Source organism: Terrabacter sp. AAH1, from assembly GCF_054456855.1.
Map to the genome: position 1 here is coordinate 68,146 of NZ_JBTJJV010000008.1, position 25,028 is coordinate 93,173.

Here is a 25,028-nt window from a genome sequence, read left to right on the forward strand (position 1 = left end):
CTGGAGTGGGCGCTTGGACAGAGCGCTGCATCCGTGAGCAGGTCCGACGCGCAGGACCGCTGGTGGCACGCCACCGCGACTGCTTGCCCGCCCCGTGCCTCACCAGAGTGACGCCTCGGCACGGCTGCGCGCCAGCGGTTTTCGCTCATCGCCGGGCCCGCGGCGTGTGCCTCTGTCAGAGGTGCCGGGCCGCAACGTGCTCGCGCGCTCGGGCGAGCCACGCTCGACGCTCGACATCGGGCATCCCCGCGGGGAGGCTCCGGTACGCCTTCATCTGGCGGGTGCCCATCGTCAGCACGTCTGAGCCGGGCACGGCGTCGAGCTCGGCCAGCGCGTCGGGGCCCAGCTTCACCCCGATGCGGTCGCCCATGGCGACCGCGAACACGTGGCCGTCGACGAGGGCGGCGAGCGTGCCGAACATCGGCCGCAGCTCGACCGCGCCGTCGTCGCCGACGAGCGCACGCAGCTCCTCGCGCGCGACCTCCCCCTCGGGTGATGCCATGGGACGCGCTACTTCTTCGGCTTCTTGACCTTGGGCGGCAACGTGGCGACGTGGTCACGCGCCCGGTCGACCCATGCGGCGCGGGCGGCGTCGTCGAGGTCGGCCGGCAGCGAGAGGTAGCCACCCATCGGCCGTTCAGCCGGGCCGAACGGGCCGCTGCCGGGCAGCGCGCGAAGCTCGTCGAGCCCTGCGGGGTCGAGCTTGACGCCGACGTTCTCACCGAAGAGCCCCGCGAACATGTTGCCGTTGACGAAGGCACCGAGGCTGCCGAACATCGGCTTCACCTCGACGCCCGGAGCGTCGTTCACGAGCGACCGGAAGTGCGCCTTGGCCTCGTCACTGTGCTTCGGCATCTGCATCACCCCATCACACCACTCCCGACCCGATGCGTGACCTGTCAGGCACGAAGTGGTCGTTCCGAGACGTGCACGACGAGGAGGAAGACGGCCGCCACGAGCGCGGTGACCCCGCAGATCGCCCAGACCGCCAGGTAGCCCGAGAGCGACGCGTGCGCGGTCGCCTCGGCGTCCACCGACCCGGCCGACGCCAGGGCGATGGCGAAGACGCTCGACGCGAACGCGCCGCCGATCGTCTTCGTCGTGTTCGTCATGCCCGTCGTCAGACCCGTGTGCGTCGGGGGCGCCTGGGCGGCAGCAGCCGTGGGCAGTCCCGCCACGAGCGCTCCCGAGCCGAGGCCGGCGACCACCATGTTCGTCAGGGTCTGCGCGAGCGTGTCGTGGAAGGGCAGGAAGAGCAGGTAGCCGACCGCCACGAGCAGCGCGGCGACGACCATCGCGATGCGAGTCCCGACGCGGCGACCCAGCACGTGCAGCAGCAGCGCCCCGACGGCGAGGGACAGCACGTAGACACCGATGATGATCGAGACCCGACCAGCGCTCGCGCCGAGCCCGTAGCCCGTCACCGCGGGGTCGGTGCGGGCGAACGTCGACAGCGGGATCTGCGCCCCCAGCACCGAGACGCCGAAGAGGAACGCGGTCGCCTGCACCGGCCACTGCCCGCGGGCGGAGAGGATGCGAAGGTCGACGAGTGGCTCGGGGTGCGCGAGCTCAGCCCGGGCGAAGGGAACGAAGGCGGCGAAGCCCAGCAGCACGACGAGCCACGGCCAGGGGCTGCCCGGCCCCGCGACCCGCAGCATGACGAGACCGCCCATCACGAGACCCAGTGCCAACGTGACCAGCCCGAATCCACGCCAGTCGACCCCGCCCGTCCCCAGCGCGGGCGACTCCTCGACGCCGAACCAGATCGCGACGAGTGCCAGTGTGACGACGACCGCCGGCAGGGCGAGCAGCCCTGTCATGCCGAGGGACTCGGACAAGGCACCGCTGGTGAGCGCGCCGGCGATGACCCCCAGCTCCAGACCGGCGACGAGCAGCCCGGCCGCACCCCGCACCCGGCTCTCGGCTCCCCCGGTGCGGCGGTGGATGATCGCGACCTCCATCGGCAGCCACACGACGTAGAAGCCCTGGATCGCCCACGCGACGAGGAAGGTCCCGAAGTTCGGCGCGAACGCCACTCCCCACGACGCCACCGCCGTCACGACGGTCGACAGGAGCAGCACCTTGCGGTGCCCGATGAGGTCACCGAGCCGAGCGAGCAGGGGCACGACGAGCGCCGACACGATCAGCTGGGCCGCCTCGAACCAGTTGACGTCGGCGTCCTTGATCGACAGGTGCCGCGCGATGTCGGTGAAGATCGGCGTGTAGTAGCCCTGGAGCACCCCGCTCGCGAGCTCTACGCAGATGAGGAAGCCGACCACCTTGGTGATCGGGCTGCGGGCGACGGACCGTGCGGCGTCGGAGACGACCGTGTTGTCGGACATGCGGATCCTGTTCTCGCTCAGGTACTTCGAGGATCAGAGCTGCTCGATGAGGCGGCGGTACCACGCAACCCCGTCGAGGAGGTCACGCACGCCGATGCGCTCGTCGACGCCGTGGATCGACGCCCGTTGGGCATCGCTCATCCGGAACGGCGTGAATCGGTAGACGCGCGGCCACACGCGGTGGAAGTGGCGTGAGTCCGTCGCCGCGAGCATCACGTACGGCACCGCGACGGTGCCCGGGAAGACGTCGGCCACCGTCGACTCGAGGAGGGCGTATGCCGCGTCGTCCGTCGGCGACACCGGGCTCGGTTCGTCGCCGCTGACGAGCGAGACCTCGACGTGGTCGTCGGCGACCGTCCGCCGGATCCGCTCGATAGCCCCGTCGACCGTCTCGCCCACCATGACGCGCATGTTGACGTGGGCCCGTGCGGTGGCAGCGATGACGTTCGCCCCCGGTGACCCGCTCAGCTGCGTCACCGCGACCGTCGTGCGCGTCAGGGCTGCGGTCTCGTGCCCGAGCCGCGGCAGCACCCGCGAGAGCAGCGGACGCAGGCGGCGCGCGTTGCCGAAGACCGCGGCATACGGCATACGGGCGTGGGCGCCGGCGCGCTCGAGCATGTCGACAGTGGCGTCCGGCAGGTGGCTGGGGAACGGCTTGCGCTCGAGGCGCAGGATGGCCCGCGCGAGGCGGGCGGTCGCGCCCATCCGGCGGGGCGCTGACGCGTGGCCGCCATCTCCGCGGGCGACGAGGTCGACGTCGACCGTGCCCTTCTCCGAGACGCCGATCACCGCCATCGGGGCGTCGACGCCCGGGAGCGCGCCCTGGACGATCGCCCCGCCCTCGTCCACGACGAACCACGGCTCGACGCCCCGCTCGCGCAGCAGCGCCACGGCGTCCTTGGCCGCCCGCCCCGACACCTCCTCGTTGCAGCCGAACGACAGCCACACGTCGCGTCCCGGCACGAGGCCAGCGGCGAGGAGCGCCTCGACGGCAGCACACGTCGCGACCAAGGACCCCTTGCAGTCGAGCGCCCCACGGCCCCAGACGAACCCGTCGACGAGCTCGGCCGCGAAGGGCGGGTGCGTCCACGCCGAGGCGTCGTCGACCGGCACGACGTCGAGGTGCGCCATGAGCACCACCGGCGCCTCGCGCGTGCGCCCGGGCCACCGCACGAGCAGCGCGTCACCACTGATCCGCTCGACCTCGCACTCGGCGTGCAGCCGCGGGAAGCGTTCGCGCAGCTCTGTCAGCAGGGACTCGAAGGCCGCCCGGTCCTCCTCGTCACGGTTCCAGGCCGAGACCGTCGGGATGCGAATGAGGGCGCGAAGGGCCTCGACGGCAGCGTCGTCGGCGTCGTCCCCGGTCATGGACCGGAGCGTATGCCACGCTGACCGCATGGACTACGGGCACGAGCTGCAGTTCGGGGTGTTCGCGAGCCCGGACGCGTCACGCGTGCACGAGACGCTCGAGCTGGCCCAGCTCGCCGACGTGCTCGGGCTCGACCTGTTCACCGTCCAGGACCACCCGTACAACGCCACGCACCTCGACACCCCGACCCTGCTGACGGCCGTCGCCGCCCGCACGTCGTCGATCCGCGTGGCGGCCAACGTCGCCAACCTGCCGCTGCGCCATCCGGTAGGCATCGCCAAACAGGTGGCGACGCTCGACGTGATCAGCGGTGGCCGGGCCGAGCTGGGACTCGGGACCGGAGCCTTCTGGGACGCCATCGTCTCGGCCGGCGGCGAGCGCCGCTCGCCCAAGGAGGCCGTCGACGCGCTCGTCGAGGCCGTCCACGTCATCAGGGGCGTGTGGGGCCAGGACCCGGACCGCCCCGGCGCCCGCTCGGTCACCGTGGAGGGGGAGCACTATTCGGTGCGAGGCCTGCACGCCGGGCCCGTCCCGGTGCACCCGGTCGAGATCTGGCTCGGCGCCTACAAGCCCCGCATGCTCCGCATCACCGGGCGGCTCGCGGACGGCTGGCTGCCGAGCCAGGGCTACGCAGAGCCGGACGCGCTGCCGGCACTCAACGCCGTCATCGACGAGGCCGCCGTGGCGGCCGGCCGCGGCCCGCAGGCGGTCCGCCGGATGTACAACGTCTCCGGCCGCTTCGGCACCGCCGGCGGCTTCCTGCGCGGCACGGCCGACGAGTGGGCCGAGCAGCTCACCGAGCTGACCCTGACCACAGGCATGAGCACGTACGTGCTCGGCACCGACGACCCCGACGTGCTGCGACGGTTCGCCGGTGAGGTCGCCCCGGCCGTGCGCGAGCTCGTCGACACCGAACGCGCTCGTCGCGCGGGCGACGTCTCACGGCGTATGCCGTCCGGCACACCTGTCACCGCGCCCGCCACCGCGCCCGCCATCGCCGACCGCCGCCCGCTCGAGGTGCGCCCCACGCCTGACAGCCCGCGGCACGGCGCGCGGCTTCCCTGGCGCGAGGACGACCGCCCCGTCGCCGCGAAGCCCGACGACGCGACCTACACGGCGGGCGAGCAGGCGGTGCCGCAGCACCTCGTCGACGTGCACGACCACCTCCGCGGCGAGCTCACCCAGCTGCGCGACGTCGTCGGTCAGGTGCGTCGAGGGGCACTGTCGACGGGAGCGGCACGGTCGGTGCTGAGCACGATGGCCATGCGGCAGAACAACTGGACGCTCGGTGCCTACTGCGAGACGTACTGCCGGCTCGTCACCGGGCACCACACCCTCGAGGACCGCAGCATCTTCGTGCACCTGCGCCGGGCCGACCCCGACCTCGGGCCGGTGATCGACCGGCTCGAGCAGGAGCACCACGTGATCGCCGACGTGCTCGAGCAGGTCGACGAGGCGCTCGTGGCGCTGGTCGGCACCGACGGCTACGGGCACGCGGGCGAGGGCGCGCTCGACGAGATCGAACGCGCCCTCGACCTGCTCACCGACACGCTCCTGTCACACCTGGCGTACGAGGAGCGCGAGCTGCTGCACCCGTTGGCGCGCCACGGTTTCGGCTGAGCCGCCACGGGGTGGGTGTGCCTGCGTCAGGCGGACCGGGCCGCCGCGCCGTGCTCCAGCGCCTCCACCACGGCGCCGCAGAAGTCGGGAAGGTCGTCGGGCTTGCGGCTCGTGATGAGGTTGCCGTCGACGACGAGCGACTCGTCGACCCAGTCGCCCCCGGCGTTGCGGATGTCGGTCTGCAGGCTCGGCCACGACGTGAGCCGGCGCCCCTTGAGCACGTCGGCCTCGACGAGCGTCCACGGCGCGTGGCAGATGGCGGCGACCGGCTTGCCGGAGGCCACGAAGTCGCGCGCGAACGCGACCGCGTCGGGCTGCGTGCGCAGGTTGTCGGGGTTCGCGACGCCGCCGGGCAGCACCAGCGCGTCGAAGTCGTCGGCCTTGGCGTCCGCGACGGTCACGTCGACGGTCTTCGTGTCGGCCTTGTCGAGATGGTTGAACATCTGCACCTCGCCCGACTCGGGGCTGACGAGGACCGCCTCGTGACCGGCGTCGGTCACGGCCTTCCACGGGTCGGTCAGCTCGACCTGCTCGATGCCCTCGCTCGCGACGAGGAATGCCACTCGCTTGCTCACGTCGTCCTCCTGTGCCGCCTCGTTGGCGGGCGTCCGGGTCGTGACGGCGATACGACCGCCACCCTCGGCCCCTACCCGCAGCACCCCGGTTCTCTCACCTGTCCGTGGGACGCCGCGGCGACCGGCGGCCCGGCTATCGTCGGCCCATGGCCCAGGCCCCGGTCGTCCAGCTCGCGCCGAACGTCTGGCGCATCCCGCTCGTGCGCGACTTCGTCAACGGCTTCGTCCTGCGCGACGACGACGGACAGGTGACCCTCGTCGACATGGGCGTCAAGCGCTCGGGGCCCAAGGTCATCGCGGCGCTGGGGCTCATCGGCGCGGGCCCGTCCGACGTGACGCGCCTGGTGCTGACGCATGCCCATCCCGACCACGCGGGCGGTGCTGCTCACGTGGCCCGCGAGACCGGCCGCGCGTTCACGCTGCACCACGACGACGCGGCATACGCGAGCGAGGGGTCCTCGCCCCCGCGTGACCGCAGCTTCCTGCTGGGACGGCTCGTCGACCGTTTCTCGCGGCCCGGCCGCGACTTCGAGCCGGTGCCCGTCGAGCGCGAGCTCACCGACGGGGAGGTGCTCCCCGTCGCCGGCGGCTTGCGGGTCGTGCACACGCCCGGGCACTCCCCCGGGCACGTCTCCCTGCTGCACGAGGAGTCACGCCTGCTCATCACGGGCGACGCGATCTTCAACGTGCGTGGCCTGCGGTGGCCGGTCAAGGCGTTCTGCACGGACTTCCGGATGACCCAGCGCACCGCCCACGTGCTCGGCGAGCTCGACTACGACGTCGCCGCCTTCACGCACGGGCCCGAGCTGCGCGACCGTCCCCGCGAGGCCATCCGGAGCTTCCTGTCACGGCACCGCACGGACTGAGATCCACAGCCTCTCCACAACTGTGGACAAAGGTTGGACGAGACGTGGGCGGGCGAGCGGGTACGTCGGGAGGGTGACCAACTTCGGATACACCCTCATGACCGAGCAGAGCGGCCCCAAGGACCTCGTCCGCTGGGCCGTGGGCGCCGAGCGGGCGGGCTTCGACTTCGAGGTGAGCAGCGACCACTTCTCACCCTGGCTCACCGAGCAGGGCCATGCCCCGTACGCGTGGGCCGTGCTCGGAGCCGTCGCCCAGGCCACCGAACGCGTCGAGCTCATGACCTACGTGACGTGCCCGACGATGCGCTACCACCCCGCCGTCGTGGCCCAGAAGGCCGCGACGATGCAGCTGCTCGCCGACGGGCGCTTCACGCTCGGGCTCGGCAGCGGCGAGAGCCTCAACGAGCACGTCGTCGGCGACGGCTGGCCGGGGGTCGACACGCGCCAGGAGATGCTGCGCGAGGCGATCGAGGTGATCCGCCGGCTGCACTCGGGCGACCTCGTGACCCACCACGGCGACTACTTCGACGTCGACTCGGCGCGGATCTGGGACCTGCCCGACCTCACCGTGCCCATCGCGGTCGCCGTGAGCGGTGACGCCTCCATCGAGCGGCTCGCGCCGCTGGCCGACCACATGGTCGCCGTCGAGCCGTCGGCGGACCTCGTGTCGGAGTGGAACCGCACCGACGGTGCACCCCGGGTCGGCGCGGACGCCCGGGCCATCGGCCAGATCCCGATCTGCTGGGACCCAGACGAGAGCGCGGCGGTCGAGCGTGCCCACGAGCAGTTCCGGTGGTTCGGCGGCGGCTGGTCGGTCAACGCCGACCTGCCGACGCCCAAGGGCTTCGCCGGTGCCACGCAGTTCGTGCGCCCCGAGGACGTCGCGTCGTCGATCCCGTGCGGGCCCGATCTCGACGCGATCGTCGAGGCCGTACGCCCGTGGTGGGAGGCCGGGTTCACCGACGTCGCGCTCGTCCAGGTGGGCGGCGACGCGCAGGAGCGCTTCCTCGACGAGGCCGCGGGTCCGCTGCTGGAGAAGCTGCGCGCGGCAGCCGGCTGACGGGTGGCCTCAAGCCGCCTCAGGCCGCGGCGGCCCGCTCGGCGAGCAGCCGCTCGCGCCGCTTCGTGATGTCGGCGCACTCGAGGCAGACCTCCTCGGGCACGAGTCCGACGCGCATCAGCCCCGAGAAGAGCAGGCACCCGACGCAGATGCCGAAGACCGACTCCAGCGCCGGGAAGACGACCATGACGACGCCGATGCCGATCACCCAGCCGCCGGCGACGGACGACCCACCGGCAAGGCTCACGAGCCAGAGCACGGTCGCGGCGACCGTCATGACAGCCCCGATGGTCGCCGCGAACCGCTTGGGCGGACCAGCAGTGGGGCGCTTCGGCGCGGCGACGGCGGGTCGGATCCACCGCTGCACGAGCCGGGCGACCGGGCTGGCCTTGGGCCCGAGCGCTGCCCGCAGGGAGAAGTCGACGGCGAGGACGGCGTAGAGCCACCACTGCGAGGTGGCCAGGGCGATCACGCCGACGACGAGGACGACAGCCGCGATCAGCCGCACGGTGACGTCGTCGACCACAGCGGGGAAGCGCGAGGAACTCATGCAGACATTATTGACTGCATAAGGGTTGCTTATGCAAGCGCGCCAGCATCCGGACGCGACTCCACCGCTCGCGTGCGCCGCGCGTAGACGAGGTGCTCGCCGATGTGGAAGAGCAGGTCGAGCAGCGTCTTGAGGCCCATGAGCAGGGCCACCACGCCGAGGTCGTCCGCGGTGCGGCCGTCCGGACCGCCCAGCAGGAAGAAGCCGGCGATGACCGTGACGTGCAGCGCGATCATCCGCGGGTAGGGCGCCGCCATGGCCCAGCCCGGGCTCACGGCGCTGCGCTCTCCGCCGCCGAGCCAGTGCAGGCCCAGCGAGAGCATGTGGCTGAGCAGGATCGCCCCACCGGCAGCGACCCAGTCGAGCAGCCCGCCACGCACCCCCGACAGGCCGGCGAGCACCGCCGCGAAGACGCCGTGCACGAGCGTGAAGAGGCCGAAGTGCAGGGCAAAGAAGAGCGCGAGCGCCGGGTCGCCGGTCACCCACGTCTTGGCCGCCAGCGTCGACTCGAGCCGGCCGAAGTCGCCCCGGCGGCCGGCCGGGCCGCGCAGGAACGGGCGCCGCGCGGGGCGCCGGGCGGTGAGGATGCGCATCGTCGTCGCGAACCAGATGACGACGTTCTCGAACCAGTAGACGAGCAGCACGTCGCCCATCCCGAGCCGGCCCTCGAGCACGGCCCAGACGGGCAGCAGGTTGGCGCCGACGAGCATGAGCCCGCTGACGAGACGGGCCGCCGGCGCCGGGAGCCGTCGACCCAGCTGGGCCATGAGCTCGACACCGAGGATGCGCAGGAGGGCAGTCACGGGCGCCCATCGTGCCAGAGCACGGGGCGCCCGTCCTGCCGGGTGACCGGCGGCGGCTGCGCTCCTCAGCGGTCGCGCAGCACCCGGAGGGCGGCCAGGGCGCAGACGACGAACATCACGGCGCCGACCCCGGCGACGACGTCGAGGCTCGTGGAGAACGCGGCCTGGGCCGCGGCGACGAGCTCACGGGCGGCCGTCGCCGGCAGGGTCGTAGCGGCCTGCACGGCCCCGGCGAGCGAGTCGAGCGCGGAGGTCGTCGCATCGCCCGCGTGCGCGGCGGCATACGGCTCGAGCTGAGCGCGGTAGACGAACGTCGCGAGGGAGCCCAGGCCCGCGACGCCCACGGCGATCCCGAACTCCGCCGACGTCTCCGACATCGAGGCGACCGAGCCGGCGCGCTCCGGCGGGGCGGACTGCATCATGACGCCCATCGTCAGGGTCGAGGGGACCATGATCCCGAACGAGGTCAGGCACATCCCGAAGACGAGCAGGCCGAGCCCGGTTGCCGCGCCGACCTGCGTGTAGAGCGTGAGGCCGGCGGCGCAGACGAGCAGGCCCGACGCCATGCTGCGGGCGGTGCCGAGGCGTCCCGCGATCCGGGCCGACGTCGACGAGCCGAGCAGGAGGGCGATGTTCGCCGGCAACATCCACAGCCCGGCGCCGAGCGGCGAGAGGCCTGCGACGAGCTGCAGCCACTGCGAGCCGAGGAACGAGACGCCGGCCATGACGACGCCACCGACGAGCATGATCGCGAGCGCGGTCGAGAAGGCGCGGCTGCGGAAGAGCGCCAGGTCGACGAGCGGGTTGGCGATGCGGCGCTGGCGGCGCACGAAGACCAGGCCCATGGCGAGACCGACGCTCGCCGTGGTCAGCGCGACGGTCGTGTTGCCGCCGCGGGCGATCTCCTTGAAGCCGTAGATGACGGGCAGCGTCGTGGCGAGCGAGAGCATTGAGCTCGCGACGTCGACCTTGGTGCCGGCGTGGCGCTCGGACTCCGGCAGCACGCGCCGGCCGACGACCACGAGCAGAACCATGAACGGCACGCCCAGCAGGAAGGCCGAGCCCCACCAGAAGTGGGCCAGCAGCACGCCGCCGACGAGGGGGCCCACGGCCATGCCACCCATGAAGCACGAGTACCAGACACCGATCGCGGTCATCATCTGCTTCTCGTCGCTGAAGATCGTGCGGATGAGGCCCATCGTCGACGGCATCAGCGTGGCACCGGCGATGCCGAGCACGGCCCGCCAGAAGACGAGCTGACCCGGACTGCTCGCGTAGGCCGCCGCGGCGCTCGCGACACCGAACGCGACGGCGCCTGCGAGCAGGAGCCGCTTGCGGCCGATGCGGTCGCCGACGGCGCCCATCGTCACGAGGAACCCGGCGAGCACGAAGCTGTAGATGTCGAGCATCCACAGCTGCTGGGTCGTGCTGGCCCCGAGGTCTGCGGACAGCTCGGGCAGTGCGAGGTAGAGCACGCTGACGTCGAGCGACAGCAGCAGCGCGGTGAGGGCGAGGACACCGAGCGCGAGCCACTGGCGGCGCGACGGCGTGCTGGAGGTGCTGCCGGTACTGGCGGTGGTGGTGGGGCGGGCCTGGGGCTCGGTGTTCGTCGTCATGCCCCTACGTCGAACGGCCGGGCGCCGGATCGACACCGCCTCGACTGCGGTCGCGAGAATTCCTGTCGGCGCCACGGCCTACGCTCGGGGCATGGCTCTACACATCGGTGCGCACGTCGACCAGGAGGACCCCATCGCCGAGGCGAAGGCCCGTGGGGCCTCGCTCTCGCAGCTCTTCCTCGGCGACCCGCAGAGCTACAAGGGGCCGGTCGTCCGCTACGCCGGCGGCGCCGAGGGCCTCAAGGCCGACGCCGAGGCGGCCGGCGTCGACCTCTACGTGCACGCGCCCTACCCGATCAACGTCGCCAGCCTCAACAACCGCATCCGCATCCCCGGCCGCAAGCTGCTCCAGCAGCACCTGACGGCGGCCGCCGAGATCGGCGCCAAGGGCGTCATCGTGCACGGCGGCCACCTCGGGGTCGACGAGGACGCCGCCAAGGGTTTCGACAACTGGCGCAAGTGCATCGACGGCCTCGACCTGCCGGTGCCGCTGCTCATCGAGAACACCGCCGGCGGCGACAACGCCATGGCGCGCCGCCTCGAGGCGATCGCTCGGCTCTGGGACGCCATCGGGTCGGCGTCGGGCAGCGACCAGGTCGGTTTCTGCCTCGACACCTGCCACGCCCACGCGGGCGGCAACGACCTCGGCACCGTCGTCGACGAGGTGCTCGCCATCACGGGGCGCATCGACCTCGTGCACGCCAACGACTCCCGCGACGAGTTCGACTCCGGCGCCGACCGGCACACGAACTTCGGTTCGGGCCACATCGCCGGCGAGGCGCTCGCCGGGGTCATCCGGGCGGCCAAGGCGCCGGTCGTCTGCGAGACCCCGGGCGGCCTCGAGGGGCAGGCGAGCGACATCGCCTGGCTGCGGTCGCAGGTCGACTGACCGGCGGACGTACCTCCCTGACCCGCAGCAGCCGAAGTCCTGACCGACTCTTTACCCCACGGGCCCCCGTGGGCCCCTAGGTTCTTCAAGGGTTGCGCGCGGTCCGTCAATGACGCCGGTCCGCGCGTTCTCCTGTGAAGCGTGCCGCGTCCCGCCATCACCTCCTCGGTGGCGGGCCGCGGCTTTCGTGCTTCCGGGCTCGGGTAGAAAGGGCCGCATGCCTCACGCACGGATGCACGACGACGAGCTCGTGGTCGACGAGGACCTCGTGCGCGCGCTCCTCCGCGAGCAGCTGCCGCACCTCGCCCACCTGCCCGTCCGGCGTTTCCCGTCCACCGGCACGGTGAACGCGATCGTGCGCCTCGGGGACGACCTCTACGTGCGGCTACCGCGCGTGCCCTACTGGGCCGACGACCTCGTCAAGGAGCTCGAGTGGCTCCCCCACCTCGCCCCGTCGCTGCCGCTCGCCGTGCCCGAGCCCGTCGCCGCCGGTCGGCCGAGCGACACCTTCCCGCTCGCCTGGGCGGTCTTCCGCTGGGTGCCCGGGTCGCCGTATGCCGTGGGGTCGGTCGACGAGGTGCGCGCGGCCCGCCGTCTGGCCGGCTTCGTCTCGGCTCTGCGCCGCGTGCCCGTTCCCGACGGCGCCCCACCCGGTGGCCGCGCGCCACTGGCGCAGCTCGACGCCGCGACCCGCGACGCCCTCGAACGCTCCCGTCACCTCCTCGACACGGACGCCGCTCTCGTGGCGTGGGACCGTGCCCTCGACGCCCCGGGCTTCGATGCCGAGGCCGAGCACCGGGTCTGGCTGCACGGTGACCTGCTGCCGCCCAACGTCCTCGTCGACGGAGGCGAGCTCGCGGCCGTGCTCGACTTCGGCAGCCTCGGCGCCGGCGATCCGGCGGCCGACACCATCGCGGCGTGGACGATGTTCACCCGACCCGGCCGCACGGCATACCGCGAGGCGCTCGGCGTCGACGACGCCACGTGGGAGCGGGCGCGCGGCTACGCCCTGACCCAGGCTGCGCTGATCGTCCCGTACTACGAGCACACCAACCCCGCGTTCTCGGCCATGGCGAGGCGCACGGTCGCCATGGTCGTCGAGGACGTCGAGGACGTCGAGGACGTCGGGAACGTTCTATCGCAACGCGATTCGGCTCGGTAGCGTCGGCCGCATGCTCAGCACCTCGACCTTCACGACGTCCGACTTCGACGTCACCGACTATGCACCCGACGTGACGACCGCGCTCCCGACCGGGCACCTGCGGATGCGCAAGACGTATGCCGGCGACGTGGCCGGCCGCAGCGTCACGCAGTTCACGTCGACCTTCGACCAGACCGCGGGCGTCGGCACCTACGTCGCGATGGAGTCGTTCGAGGGGACCGTGGCCGGCCGCCGAGGCGCCTTCAACTTCGTCCACGCCGCCTCGACGAGCGGCGTGGACCGTGCGAACGAGTACGGCCTCATCGTCCCAGGCAGCGGCACCGACGAGCTGGTCGGCATCGAGGGCACGGTGCGCCTGCGCATCGACGACGACGGCACGCACCACATGGACTTCGATCACAACCTCGGCTGATCCCCGGGCGCAGCAGAGCGGCGCGGGGAGGCGTGTTCCCCGCGCCGCGCTGGCTGCCTCTCCGGCCTGCTCGGCTACCCGACCGTGACGGTCAGCGTGCTGAGCACGTCGGACCGCGAGTCGGAGACGAGGACCCGCACCGCGTAGGTGCCGGCCGCGGCCCACGTGTGCGCGCCCTCGACCGTCGCCGTGCCGTCGGCCCCGGTGGTCACCGTGGCGTCCTCGGTCACGGTGCCGTCGCCCCATTCGACCCGGGCGGTGTAGCCGCCCGCCGCCGGGACGCCGCCCTTGGCGGTGCCCAGCGTGACGTCACCGGCCTGGCCTGCGGTCGCTGTGGCGTCGCCGCCAGCCGTGACGCCGAGCGCCGAGCCGTTGTCGGCCACCGCGAACACGTGGATCCGGCCGGCCGACTTGGGGTCGCCCGTCTGGGTCGGGAGGGTGATCGACTCGACCGTCTTCCCGGCCGGCACCGTGAGCGGCGCGGTCGCGAAGAGCTTGGCGCGGCAGCTGTCGGTGCCGGTCCCGTTGAGGCGGTAGGCCATCTCGAGGGCGACGACGTTGCCGAACTGGGGCGAGCCGCACCAGTCGCCGTACTGCACCTTGTAGCTCGCCGTGGAGCCGTCGGTGAAGCGGACCGTGGCGGTCGTGTCCTGGTTCTTCTGCGTCGCCGTGCCGATGAGCGAGAGCTGCGTCGCGCCCGGTGCCAGTGTCACGGGCAGGGTCTGGCCGGCGCCGGTGGCGTTGTCCTTCTGGCCGACCGGGATGCCCGGCATCGAGAACCGCAGGTCGGTGCCAGGGACGGTGAGCAGCTTGCCCGGCACCCCACCCGCTGCGGCGAGCGCCTCACGGGACAGGCCCGCCCGGTCGCCGTCACAGGGGACGGAGTCGCCCACGTTGCCGAAGCACACGGAGTCGAACCCCGCGGCGTACGCGGGCACGGATGCCTGGTGCACGGTCGCCGAGCCGAGGGCCGACCCGCTGCCGCCCCCGGCCGTCACCGTGACCTTCGGCCGGTACGGGCCCGGCTTGCTCCACGTGTGGGTGCCGCGGACCGTGAACGAGCCGAGGTCACCGGCTGCGATCGCGCCCTCCGACGTCGTGCCGTCGCCCCAGGCGATCGTCGCCGTGGCCGTGGCCGACGGGTCCTGGCCCTGGCCGACGCCACCCGAGAAGGTCGCGACGGTCCCGGTCCAGGACGTGTCCTCAGAGGTCTCGAACGCCTCGGCCGCCGACACCTTGATGCCGGTGTTCTGGGCCTTGGAGCCGTCGGTGAGCAGCTCGACCTCCGACAGGTTCGCGGCCTCCCCGCCGACCGTCGCCGTGACGACGAGTCGGTAGGTCGTGAAGGTGCCCGTGTGCGGGATCTCGAACGGACGCGTCTGCTGGCGCCACGGGAAGACCTGCCCCGTACGCGTGTCCAGCGTCTGCCACGTGGCGCCGCCGTCCTTGCTGCCCTCGACGCGCCACGCCGACGGGTCGCCGGCCTTCGGACCCGAGGTGAGCGTGTACCAGGTCGCCCGCTGGCCGACGCCCGAGAGCGTGAAGCCGACGGTCGGCGTCGCCGAACTGAACGTCGCCGACGTGCGCGACGTGTTGTCGAAGAGCGCCTTGGCGTCCTGGCCAGAGGCCAGGTCGGTCGCCGTCGCGGTGCCGCGGCCCGGGCCGGTCGCGTCCTTGAGCGGCTTCGGCGCCTCGGTGCCCTGCGTGAGGGACGGCGGGGCGTCCTGGGCGCGCGAGCCGAAGTCGGACGGCTTGTCGCCCATGGCGAAGTCGACCGTGGTCGGGCCGGCGATCTCGCTCTGGTTGATCGAGACGCTCTTGTGCTTGGCGCCGTTGACGGTGACCGACTGCACGTAGATGTTCTTCTCCGAGTTGCCCGGCGCGTTGACGACGAGGTCACCCTGCGTGCGCTTCACCGTCACCTGGTCGAACTTCGGGGACCCGATGGCCCAGTTCGGCGAGCCGACCTGGAGCGGGTAGATGCCGAGCGAGGAGAGCACGTACCAGGCCGACATCTCGCCGTTGTCCTCGTCGCCCGGGTAGCCCTGGCCGATCTCGGACCCGACGTAGAGGCGCCGCATGATCTCGCGCACCTTCTCGGCCGTCTTCCACTGCTGGCCGGTCCAGTCGTACATGTACGCGATGTGGTGCGAGACCTGGTTGCTCTGGCCGAGCTGCCCCATGCGCACGTCACGCGCCTCGAGCATCTCGTGGATGACGCCGCCGTAGCCACCGGGCTTCGTCGCGGTCTCGGGCGTCGAGAAGAACGTGTCGAGCTTCTTGGCGAGCGCGTCGCGGCCGCCGTAGAGGTTCGCCAGGCCGTTGCCGTCGTGCGGTGCGTGGAAGGCGAAGTTCCAGGCGTTCGTCTCGGTGTAGTCGCCGCCCCAGTCCTCCGGGTCGAAGTCCGTCGGGTAGCTGCCGTCGGCGGCGCGGCCCTGGAAGAAGCCGACCTTCGGGTTGAAGAGGTTGCCGTAGTGGGTCGAACGCTCGAGGAAATACTTCGACTCCTCGGCGAGCTGCGCGCGACGGTCTGCCGGGGTCGCCGGGTCCTTCGCGAGCGTGGCCGCCATCGTGCCGATGCCGAAGTCGTTGATCAGCCCCTCGAGGCCCCACGACACGCTCTCACCGGTGTTGGTGGTCGTGTAGCCGAGGAAGGTCGAGGTGTCGAGGCCCTTGCGGCCCACGGCGCTCGACGTCGGCAGCACCGTCGCGTTCTTGACCGCGGCGTCGTACGCGCCGAGCGGGTCGGGCAGCTTGACGCCCTTGACGTACGCGTCGGCGAAGGCCACGTCGGAGCTCGTGCCCGTCATGAGGTCGGCGTAGCCCGGCGAGCTCCAGCGCGCCACCCAGCCGCCGTCGCGGTACTGCTGGACGAAGCCGTCGGCGATCTCGGCCGCCACCTCGGGGTAGAGGAGGCTGTAGGCCGGCCACACGGTGCGGTAGGTGTCCCAGAAGCCGTTGTTGACGTAGATCTTGCCGTCCTTGACAGCGGCGTTCGTCGTCGTCGCGGTGGGCGAACCCGACTTGGCCGCAACGGGACTCGCGTACTGGTAGCGCGGCGCCGCGGCCGTGCCCGTGTTCTCGAACTGGCTGTTCGGGTAGAGGTTCAGCCGGTAGAGGTTCGAGTAGAGGATCGTGCGGTCCGAGTCGTTGGCTCCCTTGACGCCGACGACACCGAGGCGGGCGTTCCACGCCTGCTTCGCGGACGCGCGTACGGCGTCGAAGTCGCGGTCGGCGAGCTCGAGCGCGTGGTTCTTCTTCGCCTGGTCGAGGGAGATGAACGACGTCGAGAGCTTGAGCACGACCTGCTTGTCGCGGCTCGTGTCGAAGCTCGCGTAGCGGGTGCCGGCGTGACCGTTCGGCGCGGTGCCGACGGCCGAGGCGGGGCGGTCGAACGTGCCGTAGACGAACATCCGGCTGCGGCCTGCCGACAAGCCGCTTCCGTTGTCGACCCAACCGGTCATCGTGCCGGTCGCGGCGTCGACGCTGAAGGTGCCGTTGTCGTCACGGGTGTCGACGACGAGGCTGCCCTTGGCCGCGGACGCCGGGAACGTGAACCGGTAGACGCCGCCGTGATCGGCGGGAGCCGTCTCGGCGGTGAGGCCGCCGGCGAGGACCGCCTTGTAGTAGTCGGGGCGGGCCACCTCGGTCGCGTGGTCGAAGGCGAGGCCTCGGCCGGATGCGCTGCCGGTGGGCGTGCCCGTCGTGGCGGACGGCATCACCGACATCTGGTTGCGGTCGCCCATCCACGGGCTGGGCTCGTGCGAGATCGCAAGCCCTTGCAGCACAGGCAGGTTCGCCGAGTTGTTCTGCGACTGGTAGTTGTACTCCCACGACTGCGAGTTCGCGTCGGTCACCGGCGTGAAGAACGTGAAGCCGTTCGGCACCGCGCTGATCGGCAGGTTGTTGCCGCGGGAGAAGCCGCCCGACGCGTTGGTGCCGCGTCGCACGTCGACGTGGTTCGTGAGGTCCGAGCCGTCGACGACGGCCGGGTCACCCTGGACGGAGATGTCGTCGATCCAGCCGCCGAAGCGCGTGTCCTTGGTAGCGCCGCCCGTGTTGTCGTAGCCGACGAGCACGCGGTCGATCGTCTTGCCTGCGGCGACCTTGCCGACGTCGAGCGAGACGGCGTTCCACTGGTTGGCGTAGAGGATCTTGCCCTTGCCCTGCCCGCTCGGGCTCGCGGCGACGCCGTGCTGGTCGTCGGCTCCGAGGTCCGAGAGGTAGGTGCCGTCGGTGAACCTGAGGTCGAGCGACGCGTACGTCGACGGGTACTCCAGGTCACCGGCGACCATGTCGGGGAAGATCTTGTAGCTCAGCTGCGTCTTCGCGGTGACCGGCAGGTCGAGGTCGAAGAGGCGGTTCCACGCGTACCCCCGGCCGTCGGCCGTGTGGCCGCCCGAGTAGCGCAGCGCCTTGACGCCGGTCCACCCGACGAGGGGCTTGATGTTGAAGCCCGAGATCGGGCCGGAGCCGACGACAGTCTTCATCGGCGAGGCCGGGCCCGAGCCCGTCGAGCCGTCGGAGAGGTCCCAGTCGGCGAGCTGCACGGTGCCGCCGGAGTGCACGGCCGTGACGTTGAGGCGGTAGTACGCGTACGTCCCCGGTGTCGTCACCGTGAACGTGCGCGTCGCGAAGCGGCCGGAGAAGTCGATGCCGGTCTGGCGGTCGAGGTCGGTCCACGTCGTGCCGTCCGTCGAGCCCTGGAGGGTGAAGTCCTTGGGGTCCCGCTCGGGCGCGTCGTTGGCCGACGTGAGCGAGTAGCGCACCGCCTTGGCCGGCGTGCTGAGCTGGTAGCGCACCCACGCGCTCGAGGCGAAGGCGAGCCACTTCGAGTCGGGGTTGGCGTCCGCGAGGTTCGCCGCCACCTCGCCCGGGCCGTTCTCGGCGCTCGCGGTGACGCCGGTGACCGAGCCGAGGAGGCTGCCGTCGGTGCTCGCGGTCCCGGAGACGTTCTGCTGCCGCGCGCCGTCGGCGCCGGTCTCCACGGTCGAGAGCTCGGGCTGCGGCTGGCCCGACTCGAACGACGTCGAGAAGTCGCCCGCCCCGGCGTCCGCGGCAGGCGTGATGAGAGAGGGTGAGGCGGACGCGTCGAGCGCCCCCGCCTGGGACGGACCAGCGACCACTCCTGTGGTCGAGGTGGCCAGGACTGCCAGGGCGATGACGCCTCTGCGGATCCCGGATCTGTGGGGCATGGGGTTCCTCCGTGCTCGTCGTTGAGCCGTGCTGTCAACCCGGCGAGACTCGCCGCCGGCGACAAAGGGCGTCAACAGGGCGAAGGGTTCTTGTCCGGTCGAGACATCGAATCGGACAGAACGGCCACTGCGGGCGCCCGAGCCCGCACCACGCGTTGCCTTTTCGGGCGCCCGCTGGTCGGATGTCAGGCATGACAGCGTTGTCTGACCACCGGACAGCCATCCGCCCGACGATGGCCGACGTCGCCGCCGAGGCCCACGTCTCGGTCAAGACGGTCTCGCGCGTGGTCAACCACGAGCCGGGCGTGCGGCCGGACACCGCCGAGCGGGTCCGCGCCGTCATCGAGCGTCTCGGCTTCCGGCGCCACGACGGCGCGCGGATGATGCGCCAGGGCCGCACCTTCACCATCGCCCTCGTCGTCGAGGACCTCGCCAACCCCTTCTACTCGCAGATCGGGGCCGCGGTCGAGCGCGAGGCGCGCATCCGCCAGCACCAGCTCATCACCGCGTCGGCGGAGGGCTCCCCGACGCGCGAGCGGGCTGTCATCGAGGCGCTCATCAACCGCCGGGTCGACGGCATTGTCGTCGTGCCGGCCGACGAGAGCGCCTCCTCGGACGCCGCCGTCGAGGCGAGCCAGACGCCCATCGTCTACATGGATCGCCCTGTGCGCGGCACCCCGCGCGACACCGTCCTCAGCGACAACCACGGCGGCATCCGCAGCGCCGTCGAGCACCTCGTGGCGCACGGCCACCGGAGCATCGCCCTCTTCGGTGACGACCCCGCGTTCTGGACGGCGCGCCAGCGCCGCGAGGCCTTCGTCGCGACCCACCAGTCCCTCGGCCTGCCGGGCAGCGCGCGCGTGTCGATGGGACCCCACTCACCCACGTCGGTGCGCGAGACCCTGACCCGCTGGACCCAGACGGCCGACCCCACGACGGCGGTCATCACCGGCAACAACCGCATCACCATCGCGCTGCTGCTCGCCCTGCGCGACCTCCGGCTGCCCCTGTCGCTCGTCGGCTACGACGACTTCGAGCTCGCCGACCTCGTCGACCCGCCCGTCACCGTCGTGCACCAGGACCCGGCAGCCATGGGGCAGAAGGCCGCCCAGCAGCTCTTCGCCCGGCTGCTCGGTGACGAGTCGCCCGCGCAGACCGTCGTCATGCCGACCCGACTCGTCGTGCGCGGCTCCGGCCTGCGACGGAGCCCCGCCTCGCGATGACGCTGCAACGCGCCCGACCCGCTGCCCCACCCACCGATCCGTCGAGGAGCACCCCGAACGTGTCAGCACCGACCCGCCTCCCGCTCAACACCCCGCGCCGCTTCTACCGCGGCGGGGAGCGGATCCTCGCGTTCCGCGGGCTCGAGACCCCCTCGGACTTCGACGGCCACCGGCCCGAGGACTGGCTCGCCTCGACGACGAGGCTCTTCGCCGAGGGCGGCGGCGGGGTGACCGTCCTGCCCGACGGCACGTCGCTGCCCGAGGCGCTGGCCGCCGACCCGGACCACTGGCTCGGCGCCGACCACGTCGCCGCGCACGGCGTCGAGCCGGGTCTGCTGACCAAGCTGCTCGACGCCGGCGAGCGCCTCCCCGTGCACTCGCACCCGGACCGGGCCTTCGCCGCAGCCCACCTCGACTGCGAGCACGGCAAGACCGAGGCGTGGATCGTGCTCGACGCCGAGCCCGGCGCCAGCGTCTGGCTCGGCTTCCGCGACGAGCTGCCCGCCGACGAGCTCGCTGCGCTCGTGGAGGCCCAGGACGAGCGGCTCCTCGAGGCGCTCAACCGCATCGAGGTGCGGGCCGGCGACACCGTGCTCGTGCCCGGTGGACAGCCGCACGCCATCGGTGAGGGCGTCTTCGTGCTCGAGCTGCAGGAGCCGACCGACCTGTCGGTCATGCTCGAGCACCGCCGCTTCGGCCTCGAGAAGGCGCACGCGTTCCTCGGCCTCACCGCGGCGCGTGCCCTGGAGAGCGTCGACCGCGGACCCCTCACGCAGGAGGACCTGGTCGGCCTGCGGCGTCGCTGGACCGACGTCACCGGCACGGGCCACGCCCTGCCCGAGCAGGCGACGGAGTTCTTCCGGGCCGAGGTGCTGCGCGCGACGCCGGGCTCGCCCGCGACCGGCGACGCGGGCTTCGCCGTCGTCGTCGTCGTGGCCGGATCCGGCACGTTGACGACGGCGGGCGGCGCGACGACGTCGCCCCGCCCCACCGAGGTGGAACGGGGCGACGTGCTGCTCGTGCCCTACGGGGCGGGGAAGGTGGAGCTCGACGGTGACGTCACCGTCGTGCGGTGCCTGCCGCCCGTCTGAGGGTCAGTCGGTGGTGCGGCGGATGTAGGCCCGCACCGCGAGGGGTGCCACGACGGCGGTGATGAGCACCGACCAGGCGATGCTCGCGAGCACCGGATGCTGCAGCGGCAGCGCCGAGTCGCCACGTGGGCCGGGCACGTTGCCCCAGAGCTCGCGCATCGCCTGGACGAGGGCGCTGACCGGGTTCCACTCGGCGATCGTGCGCAGCACCGGCGCCATCGCCTCGGTCGGGGCGAACGTGTTGGCGAGGAAGGTCACCGGGAAGATCGTCGTGAACATCAGGCCGTTGACCGCCTCGACGGAGCGCATCGCCGACCCGACGAGGATGCCGACCCAGATCATGGCGAACCCGAAGAGCAGGAGCAGTGCGAAGGCGAGCACCGCGTTGCCGAACCCGTTGCGGATGCGCCAACCGATGACGAGGCCGGTCATCGACATGACGAAGATGCCGATGCTCGAGTGGATGATGCCGTAGAAGCTGCGGCCGATGAGCACGGCGCCACGCGAGATCGGCAGCGACCGGAACCGGTCGATGATGCCCTTCTCGAGGTCCATGTTGAGGCCGTTGGCGACGATGAACGACGAGAACGCCATCGTCTGGGCCATGATGCCCGGCAGCAGCCACTCGCGGTACGAGGCGCTGTCGGTCTGGATGGAGCCGCCGAAGACGAAGGCGAAGAGGACGACGAACATGATCGGCTGGATCGTGACGTCGGTGAGCATCTCGGGCTGTCGCCGCGTGTGCTTGAGGTTGCGCCACACCATCATCGCGACCTGGCGGGCGAGGCTCGGCGTGGGGTAGCCGGGCGCCTGGGCGCGCGGCTCGGTGGTCGTGGTGGTGGTCGTGGACGACTGGGTCATCGGGACTCCCCCGTCTGCTCGGTGGTGGCATCCTGCTCCGCCCGGTGGCCGGTGAGGCCCAGGAACACGTCGTCGAGGCTCGGGCGCTTGAGACCGAGGTCGTCGAGGACGATCTCGGACCGGTCGAAGACGGCCGCGACGCGCGTCATGTCGGACAGGCCCTCGGCGGGCGCTGTGAGCTGCCTGGCGGACTCGTCGACGTGGACCTCACGCACGTGCGAGGCGAGCAGGGCCCGCGCCTCCTCGAGCTGCTCGGGGTGCGACACCGTGAGGACGATCGCGGCCTGGCCGGACTGGTCCTTGAGCTCGAGGGCGGTGCCCTCGGCGATGACCCGGCCGCGGTCGATGACGACGATGCGGTCGGCGAGCTGGTCGGCCTCCTCGAGGTACTGCGTCGTCAGCAGGAGGGTCGTGCCGTCACGGACGAGACCGCGGAGCACCTCCCACAGCTCGACGCGGCTGCGGGGGTCGAGCCCCGTCGTCGGCTCGTCGAGGAAGAGCACGGGTGGCGCCGCGATGAGGCTGACCGCGAGGTCGAGGCGGCGCCGCATTCCGCCGCTGTACTCCTTCGCCACCTTGTTGCCGGACTCGGCGAGTGAGAAGCGCTCGAGCAGCTCGTCCGACAGGCGACGCACCTCGGCACCCGGCAGGCCGTAGAGCGAGCCGATCAGCCGGAGGTTCTCGCGGCCCGTCAGCATCTCGTCGACGGTGGCGGCCTGGCCGGTGAGCCCCATGCTGCGCCGGACGGACTCGGGGTCGCGGGTGACGTCGAAGCCGGCCACACGCGCGGTGCCGCTCGTCGGTGTCGTGAGGGTGGTCATCATGCGGACGGTGGTCGTCTTGCCGGCGCCGTTGGGGCCGAGCAGGCCGAGCACGGAGCCGCGGGGCACGGAGAAGGAGACGTCGTCGACGGCGGTCATGTCGCCGAAGCGCTTGACGAGGTGCTCGGCCTCGATGGCCGGGCCCGTCGACCGGTCGTGCGCCGAGCGCACGTCGGAGGTGATGGTCATGTGAGGGCTCCCCAAGTGGTGTGTGCAGAGGTGAGCTGCCGGTGCGTGGATGCGCACCTTCGAGGGTAGGTGGCGACACCGACAGCGTCACCGATCCATGTGAACGGCGTCAACATCTTTGGTGAGGCCACGAGGCCACGGACGTTCGCCCACGGCGTACGGCCTCGTCGCCCGCAGGGCGGACGAGATCGGCTGTGCGCGTGCGACGCTGGACGGACGCACCCCAGATCGGAGACGGCCATGACCCAGATCGCTCCCCGGACGCCGCTGCTGCGCGAGGTCTACGGCCGCCTGCTCCGCGGCCTGCGCACCCGGCAGGGCCGCACCCTCGCCGAGGTTGCCGCACGCGCCGGCATCTCGGTCGCCTACCTCTCCGAGGTCGAGCGCGGGCTCAAGGAGCCGTCGTCCGAGGTGCTCGAGGCGATCTGCATCTCGCTCGACTCGAGCATCATGAGCCTCGTCGGCGCCGCCCACCGCGACCTTCGCGACCTCGCCGCCGACGGCGCCGTCGGCGGGCGGGTGCTCGACCTCACGTCGCGCGCCGGCTCGAGCCTCGCCGCACCCGCCGACGCACCCGCACCGCACGGGGCGGCGATGACGACCGGCATGGTCGTCATCGCCGCCTGACCTGCGGGACGGGGCTCAGTCGACGAGGCTGCCCCACGTGTTGTTGCCGACGACGCCGTCGACGACGAGGCCCACCTGAGACTGGTAGGACCGCACCGCCGTCGTCGTCGCGGGCCCGAACGAGCCGTCCACGGTCAGCGAGTAGCCGGCGTCGACGAGCTCGCGCTGCAGGCCCTTCACCGCCTCACCGCTGCTGCCCTCACGCAGCACCGGCAGGATCGAGTACCACGTGTTGTCGCCGACGATGCCGTCGACGGTGAGCCCGTGGGCCGACTGGTAGCTGCGCACCGCCGAGTCGGTGCCCGAGCCGAAGACGCCGTCGGCCGTCACGGCCCGACCCGAGGCCCGCAACATGTACTGCAGCGTGCGCACCGCCGAGCCCGAGCTGCCGTTGCGCAGCACGGGGAGCGCTGTCTCCGTGGTGCCCCCGCCGGTGCCGCCGGTGCCGTACTTCGCGAGGACGTCGTCGGCGTACGCCACGCGCTGGGTGGTCGCGCACGTGCCGCACCGCTCGAACTTCTGCATGAAGACGGTCGTCGCGCTGCTCACCGACGTCGTGCCGCGCAGCTCGGCGAGGCCGTAGCCCGAGAAGGTCGTCAGCTCGTACCAGGTGAAGTCGAGCTGGGCGGCCAGGGCGTAGCGGCTGCGCCCCGACAGCCCGGCGTACCAGACCATGTTGTCGCGCGAGTCGGTGTCCCAACGGCCGCCCTCGCTCCACTGGGCGATGCCCATCCCGGGGCCACCGGGCTGGTCGGCGTACGGGTTGATCGGGCTGCCGGACTCCTGGATGAGGTTGCCGACGATGCCCGCGGACTGCTTCTCCGTCAGGCCCTTGCCGACGAAGTAGTCGAAGGCGATCTCGTCGTTCGACGCGGCCGACGCCGACGGCGCCGCCACGACGCCGAGCACGGCGACCGCGACGCCCGCGACGAGTCCCGCGATGCCGCGGCGGATCCTGGTGGCGCTCACGGGTTCACCAGCCCGCGCACGCGTCGGCGTCCCAGGCGATGCTGGAGCGGATGTCGACGTGGGCGTGGTCGTCGTGCGCCGGGTAGCCGGGGCCGAAGATGCCGCCGAAGCCGGCGTAGCGGGCCTGCTTGGCGATGCTGCAGATCGACGTCGCGCCGTCACCGGGGACGAGGTCGAGCGCCCCGCCGGTGAGGTGGACGCTGTTGCTCGCGCCGCCGACCGAGGCGTTGCAGGCCGAGTCGCGGTAGCCGGACGTGACCTTCAGCGGGTGGTCGCCCAGCTGGTGACGCAGCGCCTCGGCGCGCCACAGGGCCCGCTTCATGTTCTCCTTCTCCGTGGCCCCGCCCGTGAAGCCCTTGCCGCAGTTGTAGCTCGCCTCGGCGTAGGTGAAGTGGACCGGTGAGCAGTCGGGGTCCTGCAGCTCGTAGATCTTCGCGAAGGTCGCCGGGCCGGCCACGCCGTCGGCGGTGAGGCCGTACGCGCGCTGGAAGTTCGTGACGGCCGTCGTCGTCTGCGAGCCGTAGGACCCGTCGATGCCCATGACCTGTCCGCGGGGCACCCAGCCGGCGACGCGGACCTGCAGCTGCGTGACGTCGCTGCCGGACGCACCCGAGCTCAGCGTGCGGGGCCACGAGTAGCACTCGTCGGCGTGGGCGGTGGGGGCCGAGACGGTCATCGTCGCCGTGGCGACACCGAGGCCGCCGAGCACGAGTGCGACGGCTGCAAAGGCGTGGGTGAGCCTGCTCCTGCGCATTTCAGGTCCTTTCGCGAGGTTTCTGCCTGTACGG

General features: G+C 71.9%; 22 protein-coding genes. 9 read left to right on the forward strand and 13 right to left on the reverse strand.

Annotated features, from left to right (window positions below; genetic code table 11):
- Window positions 1-175: 175 nt before the first annotated feature.
- Genes ACXR8F_RS13555 through ACXR8F_RS13570 form a run of 4 tightly spaced genes read right to left on the reverse strand, consistent with a single transcriptional unit; the run spans window position 176 to window position 3,710 of the window.
- Window positions 176-502, reverse strand: coding sequence for a TfoX/Sxy family protein (locus tag ACXR8F_RS13555; protein ID WP_458801195.1), 327 nt, complete (start codon window positions 500-502; stop codon window positions 176-178).
- Between the two features lie 8 nt (window positions 503-510).
- A complete protein-coding gene (locus ACXR8F_RS13560; RefSeq protein WP_458801197.1) occupies window positions 511-861 on the reverse strand; it encodes a TfoX/Sxy family protein in 351 nt (116 codons plus the stop codon).
- A gap of 38 nt (window positions 862-899) precedes the next feature.
- Window positions 900-2,342 (reverse strand): MFS transporter, encoded by a 1,443-nt coding sequence (locus ACXR8F_RS13565; protein WP_458801199.1) that lies wholly within the window; start codon window positions 2,340-2,342, stop codon window positions 900-902.
- A 33-nt stretch (window positions 2,343-2,375) separates the two neighbouring features.
- Complete coding sequence (locus ACXR8F_RS13570; RefSeq protein WP_458801201.1) at window positions 2,376-3,710, reverse strand: M20/M25/M40 family metallo-hydrolase; 1,335 nt, start codon at window positions 3,708-3,710, stop codon at window positions 2,376-2,378.
- Window positions 3,711-3,738: 28 nt separating this feature from the next.
- On the opposite strand from ACXR8F_RS13570, the gene ACXR8F_RS13575 reads away from it, so the two are divergent.
- On the forward strand, window positions 3,739-5,331 hold the full coding sequence (locus ACXR8F_RS13575) for an LLM class flavin-dependent oxidoreductase (RefSeq protein ID WP_458801203.1): 1,593 nt from the start codon (window positions 3,739-3,741) through the stop codon (window positions 5,329-5,331).
- Between the two features lie 26 nt (window positions 5,332-5,357).
- Here ACXR8F_RS13575 and ACXR8F_RS13580 read toward each other — a convergent pair whose 3' ends face one another.
- Entirely contained in the window at window positions 5,358-5,906 is a 549-nt protein-coding gene (locus ACXR8F_RS13580; protein WP_458801205.1) for a type 1 glutamine amidotransferase domain-containing protein, read from the reverse strand.
- Between the two features lie 146 nt (window positions 5,907-6,052).
- Here ACXR8F_RS13580 and ACXR8F_RS13585 point away from each other — a divergent pair, with 146 nt between their 5' ends.
- Window positions 6,053-6,772, forward strand: coding sequence for an MBL fold metallo-hydrolase (locus tag ACXR8F_RS13585; protein ID WP_458801207.1), 720 nt, complete (start codon window positions 6,053-6,055; stop codon window positions 6,770-6,772).
- A 73-nt stretch (window positions 6,773-6,845) separates the two neighbouring features.
- Window positions 6,846-7,832, forward strand: coding sequence for an LLM class F420-dependent oxidoreductase (locus tag ACXR8F_RS13590; protein WP_458801208.1), 987 nt, complete (start codon window positions 6,846-6,848; stop codon window positions 7,830-7,832).
- 19 nt (window positions 7,833-7,851) lie between these two features.
- Here ACXR8F_RS13590 and ACXR8F_RS13595 read toward each other — a convergent pair whose 3' ends face one another.
- The 3 genes from ACXR8F_RS13595 to ACXR8F_RS13605 all read right to left on the reverse strand — a co-directional run bounded on the left by ACXR8F_RS13595 (window position 7,852) and on the right by ACXR8F_RS13605 (window position 10,801).
- Complete coding sequence (locus ACXR8F_RS13595; protein ID WP_458801210.1) at window positions 7,852-8,382, reverse strand: DUF4395 domain-containing protein; 531 nt, start codon at window positions 8,380-8,382, stop codon at window positions 7,852-7,854.
- Window positions 8,383-8,411: 29 nt separating this feature from the next.
- Entirely contained in the window at window positions 8,412-9,185 is a 774-nt protein-coding gene (locus ACXR8F_RS13600; protein ID WP_458801212.1) for a DUF6498-containing protein, read from the reverse strand.
- Between the two features lie 65 nt (window positions 9,186-9,250).
- On the reverse strand, window positions 9,251-10,801 hold the full coding sequence (locus ACXR8F_RS13605; protein ID WP_045192073.1) for an MFS transporter: 1,551 nt from the start codon (window positions 10,799-10,801) through the stop codon (window positions 9,251-9,253).
- A 91-nt stretch (window positions 10,802-10,892) separates the two neighbouring features.
- Here ACXR8F_RS13605 and ACXR8F_RS13610 point away from each other — a divergent pair, with 91 nt between their 5' ends.
- The 3 genes from ACXR8F_RS13610 to ACXR8F_RS13620 all read left to right on the forward strand — a co-directional run bounded on the left by ACXR8F_RS13610 (window position 10,893) and on the right by ACXR8F_RS13620 (window position 13,264).
- A complete protein-coding gene (locus tag ACXR8F_RS13610; RefSeq protein WP_045192128.1) occupies window positions 10,893-11,690 on the forward strand; it encodes a deoxyribonuclease IV in 798 nt (265 codons plus the stop codon).
- A 217-nt stretch (window positions 11,691-11,907) separates the two neighbouring features.
- Complete coding sequence (locus ACXR8F_RS13615; protein WP_458801215.1) at window positions 11,908-12,852, forward strand: aminoglycoside phosphotransferase family protein; 945 nt, start codon at window positions 11,908-11,910, stop codon at window positions 12,850-12,852.
- A gap of 10 nt (window positions 12,853-12,862) precedes the next feature.
- A complete protein-coding gene (locus ACXR8F_RS13620) occupies window positions 12,863-13,264 on the forward strand; it encodes a DUF3224 domain-containing protein (RefSeq protein WP_458801217.1) in 402 nt (133 codons plus the stop codon).
- Window positions 13,265-13,338: 74 nt separating this feature from the next.
- On the opposite strand, the gene ACXR8F_RS13625 is transcribed toward ACXR8F_RS13620, so the two are convergent.
- Window positions 13,339-18,459 carry a GH92 family glycosyl hydrolase gene (locus ACXR8F_RS13625; RefSeq protein ID WP_458801219.1) on the reverse strand — a complete coding sequence of 1,707 codons (5,121 nt, stop codon included), beginning with the start codon at window positions 18,457-18,459 and terminating at the stop codon, window positions 13,339-13,341.
- Between the two features lie 191 nt (window positions 18,460-18,650).
- Here ACXR8F_RS13625 and ACXR8F_RS13630 point away from each other — a divergent pair, with 191 nt between their 5' ends.
- Window positions 18,651-19,682, forward strand: a complete 1,032-nt coding sequence (locus tag ACXR8F_RS13630) for a LacI family DNA-binding transcriptional regulator (protein ID WP_458801220.1) — start codon at window positions 18,651-18,653, stop codon at window positions 19,680-19,682.
- 59 nt (window positions 19,683-19,741) lie between these two features.
- Entirely contained in the window at window positions 19,742-20,773 is a 1,032-nt protein-coding gene (locus ACXR8F_RS13635; RefSeq protein ID WP_458801222.1) for a class I mannose-6-phosphate isomerase, read from the forward strand.
- A gap of 3 nt (window positions 20,774-20,776) precedes the next feature.
- Here the strand turns inward: ACXR8F_RS13635 and ACXR8F_RS13640 are convergent, their stop codons facing one another.
- Both ACXR8F_RS13640 and ACXR8F_RS13645 read right to left on the reverse strand, forming a co-directional pair.
- Complete coding sequence (locus ACXR8F_RS13640; protein WP_045192080.1) at window positions 20,777-21,634, reverse strand: ABC transporter permease; 858 nt, start codon at window positions 21,632-21,634, stop codon at window positions 20,777-20,779.
- Window positions 21,631-22,644, reverse strand: a complete 1,014-nt coding sequence (locus ACXR8F_RS13645) for an ATP-binding cassette domain-containing protein (RefSeq protein WP_458801224.1) — start codon at window positions 22,642-22,644, stop codon at window positions 21,631-21,633. The genes ACXR8F_RS13640 and ACXR8F_RS13645 overlap by 4 nt, the downstream gene beginning before the upstream one ends.
- A 240-nt stretch (window positions 22,645-22,884) precedes the next feature.
- On the opposite strand from ACXR8F_RS13645, the gene ACXR8F_RS13650 reads away from it, so the two are divergent.
- Window positions 22,885-23,271, forward strand: coding sequence for a helix-turn-helix domain-containing protein (locus tag ACXR8F_RS13650; protein WP_045192082.1), 387 nt, complete (start codon window positions 22,885-22,887; stop codon window positions 23,269-23,271).
- 15 nt (window positions 23,272-23,286) lie between these two features.
- Here ACXR8F_RS13650 and ACXR8F_RS13655 read toward each other — a convergent pair whose 3' ends face one another.
- Together ACXR8F_RS13655 and ACXR8F_RS13660 are read right to left on the reverse strand one after the other, a co-directional pair.
- Window positions 23,287-24,240, reverse strand: coding sequence for a phage tail tip lysozyme (locus ACXR8F_RS13655; protein WP_458801226.1), 954 nt, complete (start codon window positions 24,238-24,240; stop codon window positions 23,287-23,289).
- A gap of 4 nt (window positions 24,241-24,244) precedes the next feature.
- Window positions 24,245-24,994, reverse strand: coding sequence for a D-Ala-D-Ala carboxypeptidase family metallohydrolase (locus tag ACXR8F_RS13660; RefSeq protein WP_045192083.1), 750 nt, complete (start codon window positions 24,992-24,994; stop codon window positions 24,245-24,247).
- Between the last annotated feature and the right edge of the window lie 34 nt (window positions 24,995-25,028).

Coding starts and splice junctions, on each gene's coding strand:
- ACXR8F_RS13555 (WP_458801195.1), bottom strand. CDS start 502: ATGGCATCACCCGAGGGGGAGGTCGCGCGCGAGGAGCTGCGTGCGCTC.
- ACXR8F_RS13560 (WP_458801197.1), bottom strand. CDS start 861: ATGCAGATGCCGAAGCACAGTGACGAGGCCAAGGCGCACTTCCGGTCG.
- ACXR8F_RS13565 (WP_458801199.1), bottom strand. CDS start 2,342: ATGTCCGACAACACGGTCGTCTCCGACGCCGCACGGTCCGTCGCCCGC.
- ACXR8F_RS13570 (WP_458801201.1), bottom strand. CDS start 3,710: ATGACCGGGGACGACGCCGACGACGCTGCCGTCGAGGCCCTTCGCGCC.
- ACXR8F_RS13575 (WP_458801203.1), top strand. CDS start 3,739: ATGGACTACGGGCACGAGCTGCAGTTCGGGGTGTTCGCGAGCCCGGAC.
- ACXR8F_RS13585 (WP_458801207.1), top strand. CDS start 6,053: ATGGCCCAGGCCCCGGTCGTCCAGCTCGCGCCGAACGTCTGGCGCATC.
- ACXR8F_RS13595 (WP_458801210.1), bottom strand. CDS start 8,382: ATGAGTTCCTCGCGCTTCCCCGCTGTGGTCGACGACGTCACCGTGCGG.
- ACXR8F_RS13605 (WP_045192073.1), bottom strand. CDS start 10,801: ATGACGACGAACACCGAGCCCCAGGCCCGCCCCACCACCACCGCCAGT.
- ACXR8F_RS13610 (WP_045192128.1), top strand. CDS start 10,893: ATGGCTCTACACATCGGTGCGCACGTCGACCAGGAGGACCCCATCGCC.
- ACXR8F_RS13615 (WP_458801215.1), top strand. CDS start 11,908: ATGCCTCACGCACGGATGCACGACGACGAGCTCGTGGTCGACGAGGAC.
- ACXR8F_RS13620 (WP_458801217.1), top strand. CDS start 12,863: ATGCTCAGCACCTCGACCTTCACGACGTCCGACTTCGACGTCACCGAC.
- ACXR8F_RS13625 (WP_458801219.1), bottom strand. CDS start 18,459: ATGCCCCACAGATCCGGGATCCGCAGAGGCGTCATCGCCCTGGCAGTC.
- ACXR8F_RS13630 (WP_458801220.1), top strand. CDS start 18,651: ATGACAGCGTTGTCTGACCACCGGACAGCCATCCGCCCGACGATGGCC.
- ACXR8F_RS13640 (WP_045192080.1), bottom strand. CDS start 21,634: ATGACCCAGTCGTCCACGACCACCACCACGACCACCGAGCCGCGCGCC.
- ACXR8F_RS13645 (WP_458801224.1), bottom strand. CDS start 22,644: ATGACCATCACCTCCGACGTGCGCTCGGCGCACGACCGGTCGACGGGC.
- ACXR8F_RS13650 (WP_045192082.1), top strand. CDS start 22,885: ATGACCCAGATCGCTCCCCGGACGCCGCTGCTGCGCGAGGTCTACGGC.
- ACXR8F_RS13660 (WP_045192083.1), bottom strand. CDS start 24,994: ATGCGCAGGAGCAGGCTCACCCACGCCTTTGCAGCCGTCGCACTCGTG.